This is a genomic window from Desulfosarcina variabilis str. Montpellier, from assembly GCF_048565275.1.
Lineage (GTDB): Bacteria > Desulfobacterota > Desulfobacteria > Desulfobacterales > Desulfosarcinaceae > Desulfosarcina > Desulfosarcina variabilis.
Window position 1 is genome coordinate 1,040,577 of sequence record NZ_CP159846.1, and the last position, 22,761, is coordinate 1,063,337.

Sequence of the window (22,761 nt, forward strand, 5' to 3'; positions counted from 1 at the left end):
TCCCCGGATCGGAGCCCGGGCCAGGCTTATCAATCCCGGCCCGGCACATCAGGGTCTTCTTTTCGAAGTCGTTACGCCTGGCTGTCCGATTCCGGCGTGACCGTCGGTTCCTGATCATTGGCCATTTTCTTGTTGCGACGCAGGCGCATGGGCTTCCACAGGTGCGTCTGGGTAAAACAGCCCCATCCCCAGCGCAGCCAGGAGACCAGACTGAAGGCCAGCCACAGGGACCAGGCCAGCATCAGCAGGTGGTATGTCCACTGGGGCAGGCTCAGCACCCACGGGGTGGGCAGGGTTTTTTCGATCCGGTCCTGATACCAGTTGAGCTGCGTCTGGGTGGAATGGTTGCCGGCGATCTGCATGTCCGGAATACCCAGCAGTCCGCGCTCGACCGCGATGTAAAGACCGGCCAGGGCAGCGACGGTCAGCGCCACTAGCAGCAGTTGCATCAGATTGAACACCAGGGGATGGTCAGGGGCTTTTTTGCGGCAGCGGGCCCCGAGCGCCAGCAGCCAGCCCACCACCAGCACGGCAACAGGCGCCGGGATCTGGGTCAATCCCAGCCCGAGGATAATCCAGTGGTGAGTGCGAAGGGGCGTCAGGTCGGTTTTGCCCAGACCAATGGCAGCGATCAGAACCACGATCACATAGCTCCAGAAAAGCACCGCCGGCCCGAGTTTGGGTCCACCGGCAAGCAGTATCCAGCGGTTGTCGGGCATGTGAATGGTCACTGCGGCGTTAACGGCGGCATCCCCGATGTGCACCCGGGGGCCTTTGACAAGGTTCATGGATTCATTGATCTCGAGCCATTGCAAACCGATGCGTTGCAGGCCCGGTTCCAAAGGGATGCTGACCTTTCTGCCATCCTGGCGAATGGGCAGCTGAGAACCATTGACCGTCACCGACTGTAAATTGGCCATTTCAGGCAGTTCAACCTGATGATGGCCGCCCTTGCTGGACCGGATGCCAAGTGCCAGTTCCGAGCGGGCGAAGCGCTGGCCCGGCGTCAGGGTCAGCTTGGCGTCGTCAATGGTGATGGTGCGGCCCGGCACCGCCTTGGGACGGGTGACGGCAATGGTTACCTGTTCTCCCGGCCAGGGGCGCCACTGGGGCTGCCAGTTCTGCGACGCATCCTGATGGGCCACGGCGGTCAAACCGGTGATGGTGCAGTTCCATAAGGGGGCTGCATCCAGAATCCAGGATTCGGTCCAGGGCACCGTTTTGAGGGCGGTCAACACAATGGATGGGGAAATGGGAAGGGTTGCGGAAAAACGGGCCTCGGTTTGATTTGGCGCCAGGGCGATCTGGGCCATCTGATCCTCGACCAGGATGCCTTCGGTGGTCAGGGATGCACCGGTCAGCAGGGGCACGGAAAGCACTGCCGGCTGGCCCGGCGGGGTGAGTCGCTGGATACGGGTGCTCACCTCCCATTGAATGCCCAGGTGCAGGGTACGGGTGACATGAAAATAGGCCGGGACAACGGCCCTTGATGGCGCCCCTTGCGCGTTGTCGTCCGATTTTACGCGCGTCAGGGCAATGGTGGCCTCCATGCTGTTGTCCGGCAAAAAACCGCGCGCCTTCCATCCGACCCCGGCGTAAGCGCCCACATGGGGAACCATGGGAAAGACAATGCGGATTTCGTCTTTATCGTTGGTGGGACCTGTCATTTTAATCCGGTGCACCCCCTGGGAGAGTGCCATCCACAAGTTGCCCTGATCGTCACGGGCAATGCTGTCCGCCGGCATGTTGTCCAGTTTCACCGCGGTGGGACGCCAAGTGTCCTGGGTAACCGGCAGCGGGATGGCCGTGTCCACCACCGCATTTACCTGCATGATCAGACGCAATTGATCGGGTGTGGCGGCCAGCTCCAGGCGGCTCACATCGGCGCAGTGGGGATGGCAGGGGGCAGGTTCCAGCAATCGCCGCCCAAGCTCATCCAAAAGCTGTTGGGGTGGAAAAGCCGAACCGGTGTCCTCGGCCCGCACGGGCGCAGCCAGGGTTGTCAAACAAATCAGCAGCGCCAGAAAGGGTTGGGTGGCCCCACCGGTGAGCAGCGGCGCGGGAAGATGGCGGCGCCAGTTTGTGAGGTCCAGAAACACCCAGATGGACAGCAGCAGCAACACCACGCGAAGGATGCCCAGCAGCAGATTGGTAACCGGCGAAATCAGCCACAAGCGGATTTCCTGATGGCGATCCACCGGGCCGTTCCAGCGCAGGGCGACCGATTGCCACCGCCAGGCCGGCAGGCCGGGACCGGTTTGAATCAGTGCATCCGGATCGGTTGCCTGATGGGATTTGGGGGCGATGGAAGCGGCGGGGAGGGTCGACTTGAGCGATTCTGTCCGTTCGGCCAGGCGTTTTTTCATGGATGACCGCCTGGGAGCAGCCGGTCGCACTTCTTCAGCGAAATCGTCGGTGCCAAGGGTCAGCGGCCGGGGGACGATGCCAGGGTATGTCTGAACGAGCTGCGGGTAAATGGCCCTGCGCACCTGGTGGACCATGAACGGCAGGGAGATGACGATCAGGGCGATCACTGCCACGGCTCCCCACAGTTTGACGAGCCGTTTGAACCAGCTGCCCGGCAGGTACCGTAAAAGGGCGGCGACCACCAGCAGGTGCAACCACACCTGCCGGGGCGCGCCGGCTTCATGAAAGATCAGGACCAAGGTCGCCAGGATGAGGATGGCCGATTTGATGTTGCGCAGCTTGAACGTACTGATGGCAATGATCAGCACCAGAAAAAAGTCCAGCAGGGTCCAGCGTTGCAACCAGGCCCCAGGAGGTACATCCACGCCGGCAGCCGAGAAAAGCGTCCATCCCGGCGGCAGGTTGAGCGTTCCCCGGACCTGCTGGAAATCGTGATCCCAGCCCACGGCCGGAAGGGATGAGGAGTTGCGCGGCAGGCGGCTGTCGGCGTCCAGTTCAAGCTGTCCCCGGCGCAGCTGAATGCCCGGTGCCGGGGGCGTATCGCCCTGCAGGGTGATCAACTGATCCTTGCCATCCAGAGCGGCGCGGCCCAGTTCCATGGGCGGGGCCATGGCCAGATGCCAGGTACGGCTCAAGGTCCCCTCGATGCGGTCGTGAATGGTAAACCCCGCGCCGTCAAAATCAAGCCACCAGGACCGCTGTAATCGCAATTGGTCCGGTGCCGGTGCCGGATCTCCCCGGCGCAGGACATTGAAGGTCAGGCGAGCGCCCGGGGGCATCAAATAGGCTGGAAAGCGTTGCCAATTGTCGGGCATGCGGGTGCGTGAGGGCTCCACCGGGGCCGCACCGGTGATGTTGACCATACGCAGGTGATTATACGCCTTGAAGGACCAGATTTCTTCACCAAAAGGTTCATCGCCGGCGGAAAGGGCGGTGACCGGGCCAGGCAGCCGTTCCGTTAAGCGGACGTCCCATTGTCCGGGTCGGGCCTGGACCAGCAGGTCACCATTGTCCGCCAGGCGGGCCGGCAGGGGACTGTCGATCTGCATGACCGTTGCCTTATCGGGCAACCGCACGGCTAGGCGCAGTTCACGGGGGCGTCCGGAAACATGCAGGCGGATGTGGGTCAGCACCTGCATGGGGACGTCATCTTCGATCAGCCGAAACACGCTGGCGGTAATAGTGTCTTCACCCCGGGCGGCCTTGTCACGGCCATGCAGTCGTAAGCGACCGGTGGCATCCAGGTCCGGATCATCGACCTCCCGGCCATTGATTTTAAGTGAAAGCAAGGCCGCCGATACGGGCAGCTGAAGCATTTCCGGCAGTGGATCCCAGACGAATGCGCCCCGAATCCGGTAATCGCCGGGGCCAAGCCAGACACAGGGCCGGCCGCCGCGATCGGTGACCGGCAGGGGCTGCATGTCGCTGAATACGGATTCGGGCCAGTGGGTGGCATTGCCGGGCAGGGTGACCCAGGTGTTTGCATATATCGTGACCTGTTGATCGAAAAGCCCCCCCTGGTCGCCCATATCCAGGGCCAGGTGGGACGGCCACCAGCAAATATGGTGTGTGGGGTCGTTGAAAGCGGCTGGGCAACCCATTTCATCCTTGCCGTGCAGCACCCATGACTGCCACGGCGCAAGGGCCGGCGGGAGTTTGTCTGTGTCCAGCGCTGCGATAACGGTTGGAGAAATGGGGAAAAGGCAAAACAGCGTCAACACAACCACCACACAAGCCACACGATTCATGAAACCTCCTGAACAATGGATACAATGGAGCGTTTTTTTCCGCTTTTTTGTGGGCGATGAAAACGGAAACCACCTCGCTGACAGCGACAACGATTCGGAAGAAGCAACGCCCAATTATTTTGCCGGCGACGCGTTTTTTTTTACGCGCTTTTTGCTTTCAGCGCCGCGTGGGCTGCAGCCAGCCGGGCGATGGGGACCCGGAACGGTGAGCAGGACACATACGTCAGTCCCAGTTCGTGGCACAGGGCAATGGATTGGGGTTCGCCGCCATGCTCGCCGCAGATGCCGCACTCGAGTGCGGGGTTGGTCGTGCGGCCTTTTTTGACGGCCATATCGATCAGCTGGCCGACCCCGTCCCGATCCAGCGTGGCAAAGGGATTGGACGGCAGAATGCCGGTTTCCATATATTCGATCAAAAATCCGGCTTCGGCGTCGTCCCGGGAAATGCCAAAGGTGGTCTGGGTCAGGTCGTTGGTGCCAAAGGAGAAGAATTCTGCGGCTCCGGCGATCTGATCGGCGGTCAGGGCCGCTCGGGGAAGCTCGATCATGGTGCCGAACTTATAGGCGATCTCCACTTCCTGCTCGGCCATCACGGCCTTGGCTTCGGCTTCCAGCACACCTCGCTGGCGAACCAGTTCGTTGACGTGGCTGGTCAGGGGGATCATGACCTCCGGATGAACGTCGATGCCTTCCTTGACCACCATGCAGGCGGCCTCGAAAATGGCCCGTACCTGCATGGTGGTCAGTTCCGGAATGTAAATGCCTAAGCGCACGCCGCGCAGGCCCAGCATGGGATTGGCCTCCTTTAGGCTCTGGGCCCGTTTGCGCAGCTGCTCCTTCTGGCGGATATCGGCCAGAAGCGTGTCGATGGTGGTCATGTCCGGCGCATGCTTGAGGCGGATTTTCAGGTCGGCCAGCTCGGACACGAGTTCCACCAGATCGGGCAGGAACTCATGCAGGGGCGGATCGATGAGGCGGATGATCACGGGCTTGCCGTCCATCACCCGGAAAAGGCCGGCAAAATCCTCACGCTGGAAGGGCAACAGCGCGGCCAGTGCCTCGCGCCGTTCCACCGGGTAGTCGGCCATGATCATTTTCTGGAAGTGGGGCAGGCGGTCGGTTTCGAAAAACATGTGCTCGGAGCGGCACAACCCGATGCCCTGGGCGCCATACTCCAGGGCGCGCCGGGCATCCCGGGGGTAGTCGGCGTTGGTCCAGACTCCCAGGGTGCGGAATTCATCGGCCCAGCTGAGCAGTTTGATCAGCCAGGGATCCTTGATATCCGGTACCATGGTTTCCAGCTGCCCCTCGTAGACGTTGCCGGCGGTGCCGTCGATGGAAATCCAGTCCCCTTCATGGATGGTCTGGCTGTCCACGATCATCTGGCGGTTGGCCAAGTCGATGGTAAGGCCTGAAGCGCCGACCACGGCCGGCTTGCCGAACTGACGGGCCACCAGCGCCGCATGGCTGGTGCGGCCGCCACGGCTGGTGAGAATGCCCTGGGCGGCCAGCATGCCGTGCACATCGTCGGGTTTGGTTTCCGGGCGAACCATGATCACCTGTTTGCCTTCTCTTTTCGCCCAGGCCTCAGCCATGTTGGCGTCAAAGGCCACCTGGCCCACAGCGGCACCGGGGGAGACGTTAAGGCCGCGCGCCAGAAGCCGGCCACCGGCAATGGCCGTCGGTTCGAACTGGGGGTGGAGGAAAAAATCCACATGCTCGGGGTTGACGCGCAGCACAGCGGTCTTTCGATCGATGCGCCCCTCTTCGACCATGTCCACGGCAATACGCACGGCGGCCTGGGCGGTGCGCTTGCCGTCGCGGGTTTGGAGCATCCACAGTTTGCCCCGTTCAATGGTGAATTCCATATCCTGCATTTCGCGATAGTGATCTTCCAGCAACTTGGCGATACGTTCGAATTCAGCATACACATCGGGCATTTCTTCTTTGAGCTGGGACAGATCCCGGGTCATGCGGATGCCGGCCACGACGTCTTCGCCCTGGGCGTTGGTCAGGTAATCGCCCTCCAAATGCGGCTCGCCGGTGGACCCATGACGGGTCATGGCCACACCCGTGGCACAGTCATCGCCCATATTGCCGAACACCATGGTGACTACGCTGACCGCCGTGCCCAGGTCATGGGCAATACCGGCGGCATTGCGGTAATCCACCGCCCGTTTGCCGTTCCAGCTTTTAAACACCGCTTCGGTGGCCATTTTAAGCTGTTTGAAGGGGTCTTCGGGAAAATCGTGGGTCGTATGCCGGCGGTAGATGGCCTTGAACGTGTCGGCGACCTTTTTCCAGTCATCGGCGGATAGTTCATTGTCGTTTTCCACCCCGGCCGACCGGCGGGCGGCGGTAATCACCGTTTCAAAAGGCTCGTCGGCGATGCCCATGACCACACTGCCGAACATTTGAATCAGTCGCCGGTAAGAATCGTAAACAAAGCGGGCATCATCGGTCAGCCGTATCATGGCCGCCACGGTCTGGCTGTTGAGGCCGATGTTGAGTACCGTATCCATCATGCCGGGCATGGAGAATTTGGCCCCCGAACGGCAGGACACCAACAGGGGGGCCTCCTCGCCACCAAACCGTTTGCCGGTTTGGGACTCCACCGTTTGGAGGGCTGCCAAAACCTGGTCCCACATCCCCTGGGGGAAGGTACCGCCGGATTTGAGGTAGGCGTTGCAGGCCTCGGTGGAAACGGTAAATCCATGGGGCACGGGCAGGCCGATACGGACCATCTCGGCCAGATTGGCCCCTTTACCGCCCAACAGCTCCCGCACGGCATCCCAATCATCACCCACGGCGTTGTTGACCATATCCAGTTCATCAAAGGAAAAGACCCATTTTTTGGTTTGCATGGTCACCCCCATCTTTTCTCAAATTTTTAATTCTGCCTGAAAATCAGGCTCATTGATTGGATTGAAAACAAGACCTGTCGAAAAGAGCCTTTCACGATCGGAACTATTGTAAAGACCGCTTTTTATTTTGGATGGAGCGGTTTTTTACAAAAAAATAAAAACGATTGCGCCAATGCAGTCATCTGGACGATTGGCCAGATGATGGATAGGCACGTGGCTGTACAAGTGAGCAATTCGGGTTAGGAAGCGATTCGTCGATACTCGGAACGAGGAAAAATCGAATGCTTTCCAATAAGAAATGGTCGTTTGCAATTGACGGATCACTTCATGAAATGGAATAAATATTAGCTCGGAAGTGGGGAATTTGCAATTTTATTCCTTGGTATAAAAAAATTAACGGCTAATCGGGAGGAAGCCGATCAACCGTTAAGGAGGAGAAAAGATGAAAAATTATTAGGTTGAAAATAGAATTAGCAAATCGCTTGCCAGTTTTTGTCTGTTGTGTTTAAAATAAACACGGAAATTTTAATTTCTATTAATTATAAGTGGTTATAATTATTTTACCCCTTCCCGGCATTTGGTTTGGCAATTATTCCCCATGCTGCCCGTCCATAAATGTTCAAGATTATAAACCCGAAAATGCTATGTTTTTCTATATCTATTTGAAAAAACTATAATAAATCTAATTTTTAGTGAGGTTCAAAATTTTGAACCTCGGATGTCGATCATATTTGCTTTAGCCGTAACTTTTTAATACAAAAGAAAAAAATCGAGTTTCGTTTTTTAAACAGGGGGGCTTTTAAGGCCCTTGGAACTGACAATCCGAACGCTGTTACCATTGGGCCGCAAGGTGCCATGTGATCAATAATCATTCAAGGTCCACAGGGCGTCTTGACAAACCGCAAATCGCACCCATTATTGTTCATCGTATCCCTCGAACTAATTATAACCATTGGTAAATAATTGATACTGAAGCAATCAGGAGAGTCCATGGAAGCAAGAAAGGAAACCCATCAGTTTAAAACCGAAGTACAGCAGATGCTTAACCTGATCATCAATTCCCTTTATTCAAACAAGGAGATTTTTCTGCGGGAATTGATTTCAAATGCATCGGATGCCATCGACAAGGTTCGCTTCAAGGCCGAAACCGAGCCGGATATTCTTGGCGATGACACGGAGTTCAAGATCCATCTGAAACCCGATGCCATCAAACAGACCTTCGAGATCAGTGATAACGGTGTCGGCATGACTTATGATGAAGTCCTTGAAAATATCGGTACGATTGCCAAAAGCGGCACGGCCGGTTTCATGGAGGCATTGGAGCATGCCAAGGGCCATACAACACTGATTCCGGAATTGATCGGGCAATTCGGTGTTGGTTTCTACAGCGCGTTCATGGTGGCGGACAAGATCACCCTGGTCACCCGGGCCGCCGGAGCCGAGGCCAACCAGGCCGTCAAATGGGTCTCCACCGGAGACGGGTCGTTTACCATCGAAGAAGCGGAAAAACCCACCCGCGGGACCACCATTACCCTTGAGTTGAAGAAAAAAGAAAAGGACGAAAAGGATTTTACCGATCAATGGGTCATCCGCAGTATCGTCAAACAGCATTCTGATTTTGTTGGTTACCCGATCACCATGGAAGTCGAGCGCGATGAACCGCTTCCCGATGAAGAGGTCATCAAAGACAAAGATGGTAAGCCCATTGGCGCCACCACCCGCAAGGTGATGAAGGAAGAGACCTTGAACTCCATGAAGGCGATCTGGACCCGCAATTCCAGTGATGTCAAAGACGAGGAGTACGAGGAGTTTTACAAACATTTGGGGCACGATTGGAATCCGCCCATGGAGCGCCTGCATCTCAAATTCGAAGGCACCACCGAATATGATGCCCTGCTCTATATTCCTTCCAAAGCCCCCTTCGACCTTTTTACCCCTGAGCGCCGCCATGGTATTCATCTTTACTCCAAGCGCGTGTTTATTATGGATGACTGCAAGGAGCTGATGCCTGAGTATTTCCGCTTTGTCAAAGGCGTGGTCGATGCATCGGATCTGAACTTAAACGTCAGTCGTGAAATTCTGCAGCAGGATCGCCTGGTTCTTAACATCCAAAAGAACCTGGTCAAAAAACTGTTCGACCTGCTGGAAAAAATGGATGCCGAGAAATACAACCAGTTTTACGATGAATTTGGCGCCGTCCTCAAGGAAGGGATCTATACCGATCCGGCCCGCAAAGATAAAATCGCCTCCCTGGCCCGCTACAAAACCACCAAATCCGAGGACAAATGGGTATCCCTGGATGAATATGTGAAAAACATGGCCGAGGACCAGAAGGAGATTTACTTCATCACCGGCGACAAGCTTTCATCGTTGCTCAACAGTCCGCATCTGGAAAAATTGAAAGAAAAGGACTACGAAGTCCTGCTGATGACCGATCCCGTGGATGAATGGGTTGTCCAATCCCTTACCGAATATGATGGAAAACCCTTGAAGAGCGCTGAAAAGGGGGACCTGGAACTGGACACGGTGGATGACACCAAGAAAGAGGAATACAACGCGCTGTTCGGTTTCATCAAAGGCCATCTGGAAGACAAAATCAAGGAAGTCAAGCCCTCAACACGGCTTAAAGAATCGGTTGCCTGCCTTTCCGGTGACGCCTGGGATATGAGTGCCTATATGGAGAAACTCCTCAAGGCATCGGGACAGAAACCGCCTGAGAGCAAACGCGTTCTTGAATTGAACATGGATCATCCGGTGATCGAGAAAATCAAAGCCCTTTTTGAAAGCGATCGGGACAACCCCCAGCTGAAAGACTACAGCCAGATTTTGTTTGATATGGCCGTGATTGGCGAAGGCGGCAAGCTGGATAACCCGGGGCAGTTTTCCAAGATGGTGGGCGATTTGATGGCTCAGGCCATGGGATAATTGTTTTTGAGAATGAAAACGGATTCGGGGCGAAAGATTTTTCGCCCCTCCTTTTTTGTAAATGGACGTGGATTAGTCCGAGCTGTACTTGAAGGACAAATTCACCCGTGCGCGAAATGCCGTTACCTTGCCTGCTTCCACCTTCATGTCCAACTTGGTGATTTCCGCCACCCGTAAATCTTTCAATGATTTGGCAGCGGTTTCAACGGCATTTCTCGCCGCTTCTTCCCAGGAATTGGGACTGGTTCCGACCAACTCAATGACTTTGTAAACGCTTTCGCTCATGTTCTCCTCCCTTGTTTGTATGGGTTAAGCGGTGAGATGCTGCATGAACCATTCATTGCAACCGACCACCAGCTGACCAATCGCCCGATGCGCACCTGTTCATCATTTCATGAATGGGTGCGACGTGTGCATGTACTTGCTATTTTGGGGGCTTGTCTGCGGCGCCTCACGCCAGCAGTGTAACACGTGATCTTTTACAGGGAGCAATTCACAAAAAAACCAATGTATGCGTTGCGGTAACGCCTGTATCCATCAGACAGATGAAAGATAATATCAGCTTATTACGGGGCTGGTATCCGGTCAAGGGGATTTCAGGCAATGCGATTGGGGATGATTGAATTGTTTGGGAAAAATCGTTAAGAAAGAACATCAATCGTGTTCGCTGAGGGGTGACATATCCGTTGTCCGGTCCCGCAGCAACCGCGTTCATTTGCCCACAGAAAAGGTGTGATCGACGATGAAGTCGGTGAAATGGCTGTTTCATCCCATACTGGTGTTCGTTTATTCTGTTTCCGCTTTGGTGGCTTCCCTTTTTTTGTATATCTATTGGTATATTGAAGTCAGCTCCGGCCTCCAATCCACCATTGCGCGATTCAACATGGAACAGGACCAGGTCTTTGCCGCCGATACCTGGGTGGTGATCCTGGTTTTAAGTTTGCTGATCGGCATTATTTTCATGGGAATTTTCATTATTTTTGTTTTCAGTCAGAAAACCATGCAGTTGTATCGCATGCAAAATAATTTCATCAATAATTTTACCCATGAACTCAAGACACCGGTGACCTCCCTGCAGCTTTTTTTGCAAACCTTTTCCAAACATGCGTTATCGCGTGAGGATCAACTGAAATACATCCAATACATGCTCACGGATGTGAATCGATTGGCGGAAAATATCAGTCGTATTCTGGACCTGGCCAAATTGGAAGCCAGAAACTATATGGGGGACTTTGTTGCCTGTGACGTGATTCATCTTACACAGCGATTCGTGAACGAAAACGCCCATCTGTTCGGTGACGCCAAGATCACGGTCCACAGCCCGCAAACCCACCCGCTTTTCCATCGGATTAACCGCCACCTGTTCGAAATGCTCTTGATGAACATGCTGACCAATGCCATTAAATACAATAAAGCAAAAATACCACAGGTGGATATCACCATCGAATCCAAACGTCGCAGCACGCATATCCAATTTGCGGATAACGGCATTGGATTCGACCGCAAGGAGATGAAAAAGATATTCGGTAAATTTTATCAAATCGGTCGCTCGGATAACATGACCGCCAAAGGCAGCGGGCTGGGACTGTATCTGGTAAAAAATATTGCCCGTTTGCACAGGGGAAAAGTCCGGGCGGAAAGTCCGGGGCAGGGAAAGGGCTCGACCTTTACCCTGATTTTGCCGGCGACGCATGGAGAATATCAATGACGTCTTCCAATAAACTGATTTTGATCGTCGAAGATGATCAGCATATCGCCGAGGGGCTTCGACTGAATCTAACGCTTCAGGGGTATGATGTGATCGTTGCAACGGATGGGGTGGCAGGGCTTGGCCGCTGGAAAGAGAGTCGGCCGGATCTGGTGATCCTGGATATTATGCTACCGGGGATCGATGGCCTTTCCATTCTGCAGAGTATCCGTCTTGAAGATGAACGGTTGCCCATTTTGATTTTGTCGGCCAAAGGAGATCCGTCTGACCGGGTCAAGGGGCTTTCCCTTGGCGGGGATGATTATCTGCCAAAGCCGTTCAATCTTGAAGAACTGCTCCTGCGCGTGGAGCGATTGCTCAAACGCGGCAGCTGGACCCAGGAAAATGGTGGACCCCTGGCCGAGCCTGGTGTTGATACGTATTCGTTTGGCGATAACGAGATTGATTTTACGACCAACACCGCCCGCAGCCGTTTGGGGGTGATTTCTCTGACCGAGCAGGAGGCCAAGGTCCTCAAGTTGTTCATCGTCCATCGCGGCAAACCCCTTTCCCGTGACACCCTGCTTCAAATAGGGTGGGGGTATTCACGCAAAACCAGCACGCGTACGGTGGATAATTTTATCGTGCGATTCCGCAAATACTTTGAGGTGGATCCCAAAAATCCCATTTACTTCAAAAGTTTGCGCTCGATTGGGTATCTTTTCGACCATGAAGATTGATGGTCTCCAAAGCGTCGGTACCAACAACACCAGGGTGATAATCGCCTTGAACAGGTTCAGGGCCGTCGGCGAGAGCACATCGCCGCTCATCTTGAACATGATGACGGCCATGGCCCAGAATACCGCCGCGCCGAGTGAGCATAAAATGCCGACGAGATGCATACAACCGGTCCGTAATATTAAGAACGTTTGAGAAGAAAAAGCTGCACGTACCGGGGCTCCAGATTACCGGCTTTGACGGGCCCGAGTTCCCGTTCGATCTCACTGAAAAGGGCCTCAAAAACCATCCCCAAACGCTGGGGCAGGACTTCCAACGATTGGCCCGACGCCTTGGCGACCCATTGTAGAAAATCATTTTTCTTGGAATCGTCGATGATGCGCACACCCGCCTGATCGGTCCACAGGGCCCTGTAAAACCGTTTGAAGTCTGAAATCGGAACGGCAATCGTGGTGGTCTGCTGGTCGATCGGGGGCAATTTCAGCCATGCTCGCGACCACAGGGTCAGAAAAAGGTTCTTGTAGGTGAGAAACCGGGTATCGGAAAGGGATGCGATGGATATTTGCATATCGCCCAATACCTGATCAGCGGTCATTAACTGTTCGAGGCCTTTGCGTGTAATCTGGATTTCTTGGCTGGATCGAAAGTCTCGATAATTGGTGCCGGCCGCCGATGGATCATAATATTGGGGACGATCGATGAGCAGTCCCCCCAAAAGCCCCAGCCAGGCTTCATCCCAAAAGGTCAGCGGCAGATTTTGAGATCGGAACCAGCTCTTCTTGCGCCAGCGCATTGCCTCCCAGTGCAGCCGCAAGCTGCCGGCAACGCCAACCCGAAAAATATCCGCCAGCAAATAGTGCTGCAGTAATTGTGAGGCTTGGGCCTCCCGGTGGGCCTTATCGCTGCGGGTCATTTGCTCGAGTCCGATACTCAGATAGGCGCTGGTTTTGGTGACCACTGCCTGAAGTTGACTGCGGCCCAGGATGATCTCACGGTCCGCTGAAATGACCTTGTTGCAAAGGCTTGCCAGTTCCGCCTGAAGCTGTTCAATGACTTTGGTTTCGTGAATGCTTTTCAGGGCACGCACAAAAAGATTGTCTTCATCGAGAAAGCTTGCCGCCAGTTGCGGGGTTGAGATGGCGTCATCCCCGGCCGATGGGGACCCAATGACTTTTTTTTCTTTGGCCGACAGGTCGCCGGGCTGCAGCGGCTGGTATACGCCGACCGCCTCGTAGAACGGTAAAAAGCCTTTTTCGGCGAGCCTTACATTGCGCAACCGAAATTGCTCTTCTTCGGTTTCGGCAGGAAGCACATGAATGGCTTCCATGATCAGGCCCTGGTATCGGGCATGATCAAAAAGGGAGAGCCGGTCCAGCAGTTGCTTCAACATGGTATCCCGCCGCGCCTTGAAGGCTTCTTCTTCGGGGGTTGTGGTGGGATAGTCGACCAGTCGCACATAGTAGGTGTCGTCGTCGGTAAAATAGCCGTCCCCTAAATCAGATGGGCTTTCATCCATTTCCCGGACCCGCAGCTCAATATTTCTGAAAAGGTACAGTTCAAGCAGCTCCAGCTTTTCATCGAAACACCATTTGGCCAGACGATTCGGATCCGCCCTGAGCAGCAACTGCAGCCAGGTGGTGACCCTCGCATAGTCCATTTGGTCGCGATCCCATCCCTGGATGTCCCAAAAGTATTCCCACTGCCGGTTGGAGGCCAGTGAGATCAGCGGCAGGGCATCATCGGGACCAATGTCATGTACCAGAAAAAAAAGATCCTCTTCGGGAAAGGAATGCACCAGGGCCGCCGGTTGAGGATGATCGAGGATGGCCACCATGGCCTTGTCAGCCGGCATGGACAGAATCCGTTGCCGTTCATCGGCCAGTTGCTGGATGCGTTGAATATGTTTTTGGACAGGTGATTGGGATTCGGTCATTGGTTGCGATCTCCTTCCAGGAAACGATTTGGGTTTACCATAACCTGGACTTAAAAAAATACAAGCGCTAATGGGTGACGGATTCGTAAAAAGCCCGATATCGGCGTTACGCGTATCCTTCGTCACTGCGGAGTACTCTATGTACGCTGCCTACGGCACCCGCGATAGAGGTATTCCTCAGGATTCGCAAGCCTTGATCTCGGGCTTTTTACGAATCCGTCCGAACGGCGACTTTTTACGAGTTCATCAATGGGTGGCCTTTATACGTAGCAGCAACAATAGCCCCGGAATAGCGATCAGGGTGCAAAGGATGAAAAATGACCACCAGCCCATTTGGGTTGCCAGGTAGCCGGTGGGGGCTGCGGCCAGAACCCGCGGGATTCCCATCAGGCTGGTCAACAGGGCGTACTGGGTCGCCGTGAAGCGTTTATTGGTGATACTGGCCATGTAAGCGGCAAAGGCCGATGTGCCCATGCCGCCGGAAAGGTTCTCGAAAGCGATGACCGCCGACAGTGCCGTCACGCTGGGACCCAGGCTCGCCAGCAGTGCAAAACCGGCGGTGGACAGCGCCTGAAGAACGCCAAAAATCCACAGGCTGCGGATGATGCCCAGCCGGATCATGGCGATGCCGCCGGCGATCGTCCCACCCACCGTGGCCCAGAAACCGAACAATTTGACCACCGTTCCGATCTGGGTCTTGGAAAAACCGATGTCCAGGTAAAAGGGGGTGGTCATGGCCGCCGCCATGGTATCGCCGATTTTGTACATCAAGATAAACGCCAACATCCAAAATGCCTGGTGTCTGCTGAAATACTCTTTCAGTGGATCCACCACTGCGGATTTAAGGGTGGCTGGAAATGATTCCACCGTTGGTTCGGGGGTCAACAAGGTGGTCAGCACGCCGGGCAGCAGGCATAGGGCCATGATCAAATAAACCATGGAAAAGGGGATATGGTCGGCCAGGATCAGGCCGCCGCCAGAGGCCAGGAGCATGCCCACGCGGTAACCATTGATATACAGCGAGGATCCCAGGCCCAGTTCATGATCGGGCAGATCCTCGCGGCGATAGGCATCCACGACAATATCCTGGGACGCACTGAAAAAGGCGACGGCTAACGCCGCCAGGGCCAGAATCATCAGATTCAGCGACGGGTTGCTGGCCCCCAGCCAGATCAAGGCCGCCATCAGCGACAGCTGGGTGACCAGCAGCCATCCGCGCCGCCGTCCCAGGATCGGCAGCCGGTAACGGTCAAACAGCGGGGCCCATACAAATTTGAGCGTGTAGGGCAGACCGAGCAAGGCGGACAGACCGATGGTGGTCAGATCAACCCCCGCCTCCTTCATCCATGCCTGCAGAACCGATGCGGTGAGCAGCAGTGGCAGGCCGCATGAAAACCCCATGACCAGCGCGACCAGCATGCGTCGGTTGAGCAGGATGGTAATTATTGATTGAGGGGCCATGGCGTTAAGATTGGTTGACAGGTGAATAAAAAGGGCGGCAGAAAAAGTGTCTGTCGCCCGGTTAATCAATGAATCCAGTTGCCGCTTAGGCGGGGCCGATGCTTTTGGTTAGGCTCCCATTAGCTGTGCCGGTGTCACAATGGGACCGAATTTTTCCTTCAGGGCCACCAATCCCTCACGCTGTTCCCGCAACACCTCGAACAGCTGCTGGGGGATGCTTTCCTCTTTGCCATAGGCCGCTATCTGCAGGTCGATCCTGGATAGAATGTTATCCACATACAAACTGAACTGGCGATCGTACAGATCCTTGGGATAGGGTTTGTCGATCAGGGTTTCAAAAAGCGATTTCAGATCTTCGTACAGGGGGATAAACCCGATGGGGGTCTCGATGGCCTCCATATCCCCGTGGGCCCGGCGTTCGAGCCAGCCCAACCAAGCCTTGACGTCCTTTTTCTCACCCAGCAATTGCTTGCCACTACCACCGCGGGCGCCGTGGGTCAGGAAATAATTGAGGCCGGCCAGAATCGGCCGTTTGCCGTCGGCGATGGCGCTGCTGCCGAAAAAGTCGAACTGGGCTTTCATGTAGTCGCCCAAGGCGCCGGGAATGAAGGGCGCATTGGCCCACGGTGCCCGTTTGACGCCACTGGCGCCCACTTCCGTGGCCGTGGCCGCCGATACGATGCAGGCGCCGATGACCACGCCATGATCGGAGTTTTTGGCCACCCATACGGGCGGCATGGTGTCGCTGTCACGGCCGCTGTAGGTGATTACGCGGGTTTCCACGCCTTCCGGGGCCTCGGACATTTCAGAGAAATTGGCCAGGGCCGATGAGGCGATGGTGCAGCGTGCATTGGGATGGGAAATGGGAACGGCTTTTCCACCGGCATCGGTCAGTCCGTTTTTCCAGGGGCCCTGGAAATTCCGGCCCCGGATCGGCTGGGCTTCGCCATTGCCGGTCCAATGGGGGATGCCGTTTTCATCGATCAGCACATTGGACCAGATCACTTCGGAGCCGGGATTGCGCAGCCGGTCCATCAGCATCGGATCTCCTTCCAAGTTCACATCCTCGACGATGCCGAAGATGCCGCATTCCGGATTGATGGAACGGACACTGCCGTTATCATCGATCCACATCTGGGCCAGATCGTCACCCACAAAATGGTTGCCGGCCATGGCTGTGGTGGTTTTGCCGCAGCCGGACGGAGCCGCCCCCGCCACCCAGGTCACCCGGCCTCCGGGACCGTCGATTCCGGTGATAAACATATGTTCGGCCAACTCTTTGCCGTCGCCTTCGTAAACCGCTTTATCCACGGAAAACCGGTGGTTGCCCTTTTTCAGCAGCAGGGTGTTGCCGGCGTAGGTGCAGTTGAAGGAATACGTGGTGCGGTGGCTGCGGTCCATGAAAACACGGGCGTTGGGCAGGTCTTCGGCCCGGTTGAGACCCTCGCTGTGGATATTGGTGTAAAAATGGCCCAATCGCGCGACTTCCTTCTCAAAATCGGCAAAGGCGTTGCGATAAAGAATTTCCGCACTGTGGGACACGTAGGCGGAACTGGTGATTTCAAGGGCTGGATTGGCGGCCGCGGCACCCACAGGGCCACGCGAATAGAACCCCACCACCATGGTGGCGCCACTCATGATACCGACCATTTTTTCTTTGACCTCGATCAGAGCATCATCCCGCAAAATTTTATTGGCCAGCGAGCTGATTTTTTCCTCTGGATTGGCAATGTAATAGGTCCGGTCGATGATGCGTCCCTGCTCCTCCTTGAGGTCATAATGAATGGTATGACCATCCATGGGCAGGACTGCTTCTTCGCCTTTGTTCAGTGCCAGTTGACAAATAAATTGGCGGTCTGTTTCAGATCCGGTGTTGATGTAAACCCGGGCCGGGTCGCACATGGCAATGGCGTTGGCAATTTTGATCAAAATTTCAGGATGGGTCAGCATCCGTATGCGCGAAAGATGCTCGTCGTCCAGCCTTTTCTCAAATAGTGCCTGGGCCTGTTCGACATTTTGTATCCCTCCCAATTCCTTGACGATGTCGGTCCCTTCATTTTTTTTCAACATGCAAAATATCCCTTCTTGACTTTAACGATTTGCCGGCATGGTCCAGTTGGTGGGTTGAGATACGCTGACCCGGTCCTCCCCTTCCGATTCAACCACTCATCGTCATGTATCCAACAGCCGATACGATACCGACGCTAATCCTTTAAGGATAACGAAAACAGTTCATGGCGGGCCTGAAATGCCCTTATTCTCCCTGGCAACCAACAATTTCCGGCTCAGGCATGTGCTGGTCGATCCATTTCATGACCTTATCAAATTCATCCCGAATTTCGTAAAGCGCTTTGCCCCGGTGACTGACCTGACTTTTTTCGGCCATGGTCAGTTGGGCAAAGGTTTTTTCAAATGGTGGATAATAAAACACCGGATCATAGCCAAACCCCTGGTCTCCTACGGGCGCCCGGGTAATCAGACCTTCGCAGCGTCCCTCGTAGGTCAGTGCCGGTCCGGTGGGAACAGCGATGGAAATTACGCACATGAAGGCCGCTTTTCGCTCGGGTTCATTTTCCATCTGAGCCAAAAGCTTCTGACAACGCTGTTCATCGGTTGCTTCAGGGCCTGCATAACGGGCGCTGTGTACCCCCGGCGCGCCGCCCAGCGCATCCACCATCAGCCCCGAGTCATCGGCCAATGCGGGATATCCCAGCACTCTGGCGGTAAAGCTCGCTTTCTTGTAGGCGTTGTCGTCAAAGGTTTCGCCATCTTCGATCACCTCGGGAATTGGGCCAAAATCATCCAGGTTTTTGATGGTTATTGGAAAGGTGTCGAGCAGGTCGCGAATTTCTGCTGTTTTTCCCTTGTTGCGGGTGGCAATGACCAAGATCCGATTATTTCTCATAATTCCTCTAATTTGTCAGGTAGAAACCTAACCGCACTAACACAAAATCGTTGAAATATCCAGATGAAATCATTCGATTGAATTATTCAAAGTAATAAAGGGGCCTCAGCCCCTTATTTTTAGGGTATCAAAATGGTGCTACCCGTGGTTTGGCGTGCTTCCAATGCCTGATGCGCACGGGCTGCGTCTTCCAGCGCAAAGGTCTGGCCGATGGAAATCGTTACCGTACCACTTTCTACCACACTGAACAGATCACGGGCATGGGCCAGCAGGTCTTCGCGCCGGGCCGTATAGGTCATCAGGCTGGGGCGAGTCAGAAACAGTGACCCCTTGGCTGCCAGGATGCCAATGTCCAGCGCCGGAACGGATCCCGATGCCTGGCCAAAGGATACCATGGTTCCCATGGGCCTCAGACAGTCAAGCGATTGCATGAATGTGGCTTGGCCCACGCTGTCGTAAACCACATCAACGCCTTTGCCGTCGGTGATGGCCTTCACCTTTTCAGCGAAATCCACTTCATTGTAGATAATGGGGTGGTGGCAGCCGTTTTTTTGAGCGATTTTGGCTTTTTCCGCGGAGCCCACCGTGCCGATGACCTCGGCTCCCAGATGACTTGCCCACTGGCAGACAATCGATCCGACCCCACCGGCTGCCGCGTGAATTAAGATCCGGTCTCCCGCCTTCACCGGATAGCAACCAAAAAGCAAATACCTGGCCGTCATGCCGCGTAGCATCATTCCCGCGGCCTTGCGGGTGGAGATCCCATCGGGCAACGGCACCAGTCGATGGGCGGGAATGCAACGAACTTCGGCGTAGGCCCCGGGCGGGACACCGGCATAGGCCACCCGGTCCCCCGGCTTGAATCCAGTCACACCGGCACCGACTGCTTCCACCACACCGGCACCTTCAAGGCCCGGCACAGCAGGCAGGGATGGCAGTGGATAGAGCCCGGTGCGATGATATACATCAATAAAATTAACTCCTACGGCTTCCTGACGCAGGCAAACGTCTCCCGGGCCCGGTTTGCCTGGGTCGATATTTTCCCAGCGCAAAACGTCGGGACCCCCTGTCTCGTGGATGATGATGGCTTTGGGCATACTGTCCTCCTATGTAAGAACGAAAACGATTCAAAGGCTATGCCGGTACAAATTAAATCAAAGCAGCGTTCTCATTAAATGTCATTAACGTTTGTCCATTAAATAACTTAGCATAATCATAGGCGGATTTATTTCAACTGCAATAGCTTGATTAATTTCTGAATTTTTTCCATAATAATTTTGTCTTGACCCCTTTCGCTTTCCGTATTTTAACCAACAGGGTATTTTGAACAGGGAAATCGTTTAGGAAACATGAATGGCTAAAGATCTTCCGCTATCGACACGGCGCACCATATCTCGGGATTTGATGCTGAGTCTTGCGCTGATGACCGCCTTGGTCGTATCTGTTTTTGGAATCATCTATCGGGTCTACTATACCAATCAGGAAATTGCCGGCCTGGCGACTGAGGCTTCTGCCGTCGCCGATGAATTTGCCGAGGTGCTGTCGCGGCCCCTTTGGAACATGGACGGGGATACGGTTACCCAGATAACCCGGGCCTACCTGAGTTCCGATTTTTTGACCGGCGTACGTGTAAAGACGGGCCCGGAGACCTTTTTCAACAACCTTCCCAAAAATCAACATCCCAACCAGTGGCTGGTTGAAAAGCGAAACATTATCAATGCCGGCGAAACCATCGGAAGTGTTGAATTACTTTTTTCCAAAACACGGATTGACAATGTGCGTAAGCGATCGTTGCTGTTGACCCTGGTGACGGTTATTCTTGTTACCGCGGTGATCGGATTAGGGACTCATATACTGATGAAACGGCTGTTGATCCATCCCATGAATCGGTTGATGGAAGGTATCCGCACCATTGCTGCCGGAGATTACCAATACAACCTGCCGATGGAAAAGCATGCCGATATCAACACCATTATTTCCGAGATCAATATCATGGCCCGGGAAATCGACCGCCGTGAGACCGACTTGAACAAGCTGCGGGGGATGTTGAAAAACATCATTGATTCCATGCCGTCGATATTGGTGGGGGTGGACCCTGACGGACGCGTGAACCAATGGAACCGGGAAGCGGAGAAGCAAACGCATGTTATCGCCGCCCAGGCCATGGGATGCAATATTGAGACGGTCTATCCCTCCCTGACCGATGCCGTGAAAAAAGTTACTCAAGCCATTGCCGAAAAAAAAACTTACAAGGAGAGCAAGGTCACCAGTTACGTTAAAGGTGAGATGCGCTATTTGGATATCACTATTTATCCGTTGACGGCCAGTGATGCGGGTGGGGCTGTGATTCGGGTGGATGACATCACCGACCGGGTCCGGATCGAAGAGATGATGGTGCAGTCGGAAAAAATGCTTTCCGTGGGTGGTCTGGCAGCCGGCATGGCCCATGAGATCAACAACCCACTTGCCGGCATTTTGCAAAATATTCAGGTGATGCAGAACCGTTTGTCCAGCGAACTGCCGAAAAATCATGAGGCGGCCCGGAAGTGTGGTCTCAGCATGGCTGACATTCAGGCCTATATGCAGTCCCGTAATCTGCCCGAGATGATCGCTTCGATCATGGATTCGGGCAAACGGGCCGCTAAAATTGTTGAAAACATGCTGTCCTTTAGCCGCAAAAGCGAAGCGACCACGACCTTAAGTGATTTAGCGCAGCTGATGGACGCCACCCTGGAACTGGCCGAGAACGACTACGATTTGAAAAAACGCTATGATTTTCGCCAGATCGAAATCGTTCGCGAATTCGATCCGCAAGTGCCCATGGTGGTGTGCGAAGCGCCCAAGATCCAGCAGGTTTTTTTGAATATCCTGAAAAACGGGGCGCAGGCCATGGCCGAGTACCCGGATGGCCCCCCACCGCGTTTTATTCTCAGAGTGAAGCCTGACGGGGATTGGGTGTGCATCGAAATTGAGGACAACGGTCCGGGCATGGACGAGGCGGTTCGTAAACGGATTTTTGAACCGTTTTACACGACCAAATCAGTCGGTATCGGCACGGGCTTGGGCCTTTCGGTGTCCTATTTCATCATCACTGAAAACCACGGTGGTACCTTAAGCGTTTTCTCAACACCGGGTGCTGGAACTTGCTTCAGCATTCACCTGCCTGTGAAAAAAGGTTCCGTTACTAGCGCTTGACGCTTTGCCGACACCCACCGTCCCGGTTAGATCCGGGGAACGAACTGTGCCAAAATCTCCTGGAATAATTCGTCACCGATAGCGATGCCCATATCGATGAATTGGGGGCCGTAGCGCTTGCCGGTACTGGACCGGAAGGTGTCACGGATTTTTTTTAATAAGGCCATGCCTTTGGGATAACGGGAAATAAACGTTTTCAGGGGCGGGTTAAAGAATCCCACCATATCCCAGACGGTATGGGTAAAATTGTCCGGTCCCCAGCGAAATTTATCGGCATCGTACAGACAATTGGAGAGGATGCGGCCCTGCAAGGTAGGCAGACGTTCCAGATGGGTGAAGGCTTCGTGGTTGCGAATGGCTGCACAGATGTGGGTGATTTCATCTGCAGTCAATGGATAGGATTGTAAAATCCGGCCCGCTGCTTCAGCACCTTTGATGGCATGGGATTTTTCTTTGCGGCATATATCGTGCAGCAGGCCGGCACACTGGGCCAGCAGCAGATTCCGTTGGATGAGATGCTCACTGTATCCGAATTGGCGACTCTCGATGATTACCAGCGTACCGGCATCGATGGCCACCTTTTCCACATGCCCCATTCCATGGCCGAAATCGTCAGCCAGGCTTTGGGCCAGATTCTTTTTGAGTCTGACAATGGTATCCTCGGTGCGATAGAACCGTTCGGAGGTGCTGACCTCCGATGGATGGTCGAGATAAAAATCAGGCTGAGGATAGCGGGCCACGATCTTTCGGGCCACCTCTCGAATTTCCCGGTAAACATCGTTCATCGCCATGCACCATTATTGACGGCCTGATCAACGGCCGGAATCCATCCTATTCAACGATTTTGTAAAAGCGCCGGTTTTACTGTATCCGATCCT

Annotated in this window: 13 protein-coding genes; 4 read left to right on the plus strand and 9 right to left on the minus strand. The window is 54.5% G+C overall.

Annotated elements, in window-relative coordinates:
- Window positions 1-71: 71 nt before the first annotated feature.
- Together Dvar_RS04625 and ppdK are read right to left on the minus strand one after the other, a co-directional pair.
- Window positions 72-4,175 carry a hypothetical protein gene (locus tag Dvar_RS04625; RefSeq protein ID WP_419660532.1) on the minus strand — a complete coding sequence of 1,368 codons (4,104 nt, stop codon included), beginning with the start codon at window positions 4,173-4,175 and terminating at the stop codon, window positions 72-74.
- Between the two features lie 140 nt (window positions 4,176-4,315).
- A complete protein-coding gene (gene ppdK / locus Dvar_RS04630; protein WP_419660533.1) occupies window positions 4,316-7,039 on the minus strand; it encodes a pyruvate, phosphate dikinase in 2,724 nt (907 codons plus the stop codon).
- Window positions 7,040-8,029: 990 nt separating this feature from the next.
- Here ppdK and htpG point away from each other — a divergent pair.
- Window positions 8,030-9,964 (plus strand): molecular chaperone HtpG, encoded by a 1,935-nt coding sequence (gene htpG / locus Dvar_RS04635; RefSeq protein ID WP_419660534.1) that lies wholly within the window; start codon window positions 8,030-8,032, stop codon window positions 9,962-9,964.
- Window positions 9,965-10,036: 72 nt separating this feature from the next.
- Here the strand turns inward: htpG and Dvar_RS04640 are convergent, their stop codons facing one another.
- Entirely contained in the window at window positions 10,037-10,249 is a 213-nt protein-coding gene (locus Dvar_RS04640) for a dodecin family protein (protein WP_419660535.1), read from the minus strand.
- A gap of 457 nt (window positions 10,250-10,706) precedes the next feature.
- On the opposite strand from Dvar_RS04640, the gene Dvar_RS04645 reads away from it, so the two are divergent.
- Complete coding sequence (locus Dvar_RS04645) at window positions 10,707-11,672, plus strand: sensor histidine kinase (RefSeq protein WP_419660536.1); 966 nt, start codon at window positions 10,707-10,709, stop codon at window positions 11,670-11,672.
- Window positions 11,669-12,391, plus strand: coding sequence for a response regulator transcription factor (locus Dvar_RS04650; RefSeq protein ID WP_419660537.1), 723 nt, complete (start codon window positions 11,669-11,671; stop codon window positions 12,389-12,391). The genes Dvar_RS04645 and Dvar_RS04650 overlap by 4 nt, the downstream gene beginning before the upstream one ends.
- 179 nt (window positions 12,392-12,570) lie before the next feature.
- Here Dvar_RS04650 and Dvar_RS04655 read toward each other — a convergent pair whose 3' ends face one another.
- The 5 genes from Dvar_RS04655 to Dvar_RS04675 form a co-directional block, all read right to left on the minus strand.
- Window positions 12,571-14,322 (minus strand): DUF6178 family protein, encoded by a 1,752-nt coding sequence (locus tag Dvar_RS04655; RefSeq protein WP_419660538.1) that lies wholly within the window; start codon window positions 14,320-14,322, stop codon window positions 12,571-12,573.
- Window positions 14,323-14,568: 246 nt separating this feature from the next.
- A complete protein-coding gene (locus Dvar_RS04660; protein WP_419660539.1) occupies window positions 14,569-15,852 on the minus strand; it encodes an AmpG family muropeptide MFS transporter in 1,284 nt (427 codons plus the stop codon).
- A gap of 39 nt (window positions 15,853-15,891) precedes the next feature.
- Window positions 15,892-17,853, minus strand: coding sequence for a phosphoenolpyruvate carboxykinase (GTP) (locus Dvar_RS04665; RefSeq protein ID WP_419660540.1), 1,962 nt, complete (start codon window positions 17,851-17,853; stop codon window positions 15,892-15,894).
- Between the two features lie 184 nt (window positions 17,854-18,037).
- Entirely contained in the window at window positions 18,038-18,688 is a 651-nt protein-coding gene (locus Dvar_RS04670) for an XTP/dITP diphosphatase (protein ID WP_419660541.1), read from the minus strand.
- A 119-nt stretch (window positions 18,689-18,807) separates the two neighbouring features.
- Window positions 18,808-19,785 carry a quinone oxidoreductase family protein gene (locus Dvar_RS04675; RefSeq protein ID WP_419660542.1) on the minus strand — a complete coding sequence of 326 codons (978 nt, stop codon included), beginning with the start codon at window positions 19,783-19,785 and terminating at the stop codon, window positions 18,808-18,810.
- A 256-nt stretch (window positions 19,786-20,041) separates the two neighbouring features.
- On the opposite strand from Dvar_RS04675, the gene Dvar_RS04680 reads away from it, so the two are divergent.
- Window positions 20,042-21,883 carry an ATP-binding protein gene (locus Dvar_RS04680; RefSeq protein ID WP_419660543.1) on the plus strand — a complete coding sequence of 614 codons (1,842 nt, stop codon included), beginning with the start codon at window positions 20,042-20,044 and terminating at the stop codon, window positions 21,881-21,883.
- Window positions 21,884-21,909: 26 nt separating this feature from the next.
- Here Dvar_RS04680 and Dvar_RS04685 read toward each other — a convergent pair whose 3' ends face one another.
- On the minus strand, window positions 21,910-22,668 hold the full coding sequence (locus Dvar_RS04685) for an HD domain-containing protein (RefSeq protein ID WP_419660544.1): 759 nt from the start codon (window positions 22,666-22,668) through the stop codon (window positions 21,910-21,912).
- Window positions 22,669-22,761 lie beyond the last annotated feature (93 nt).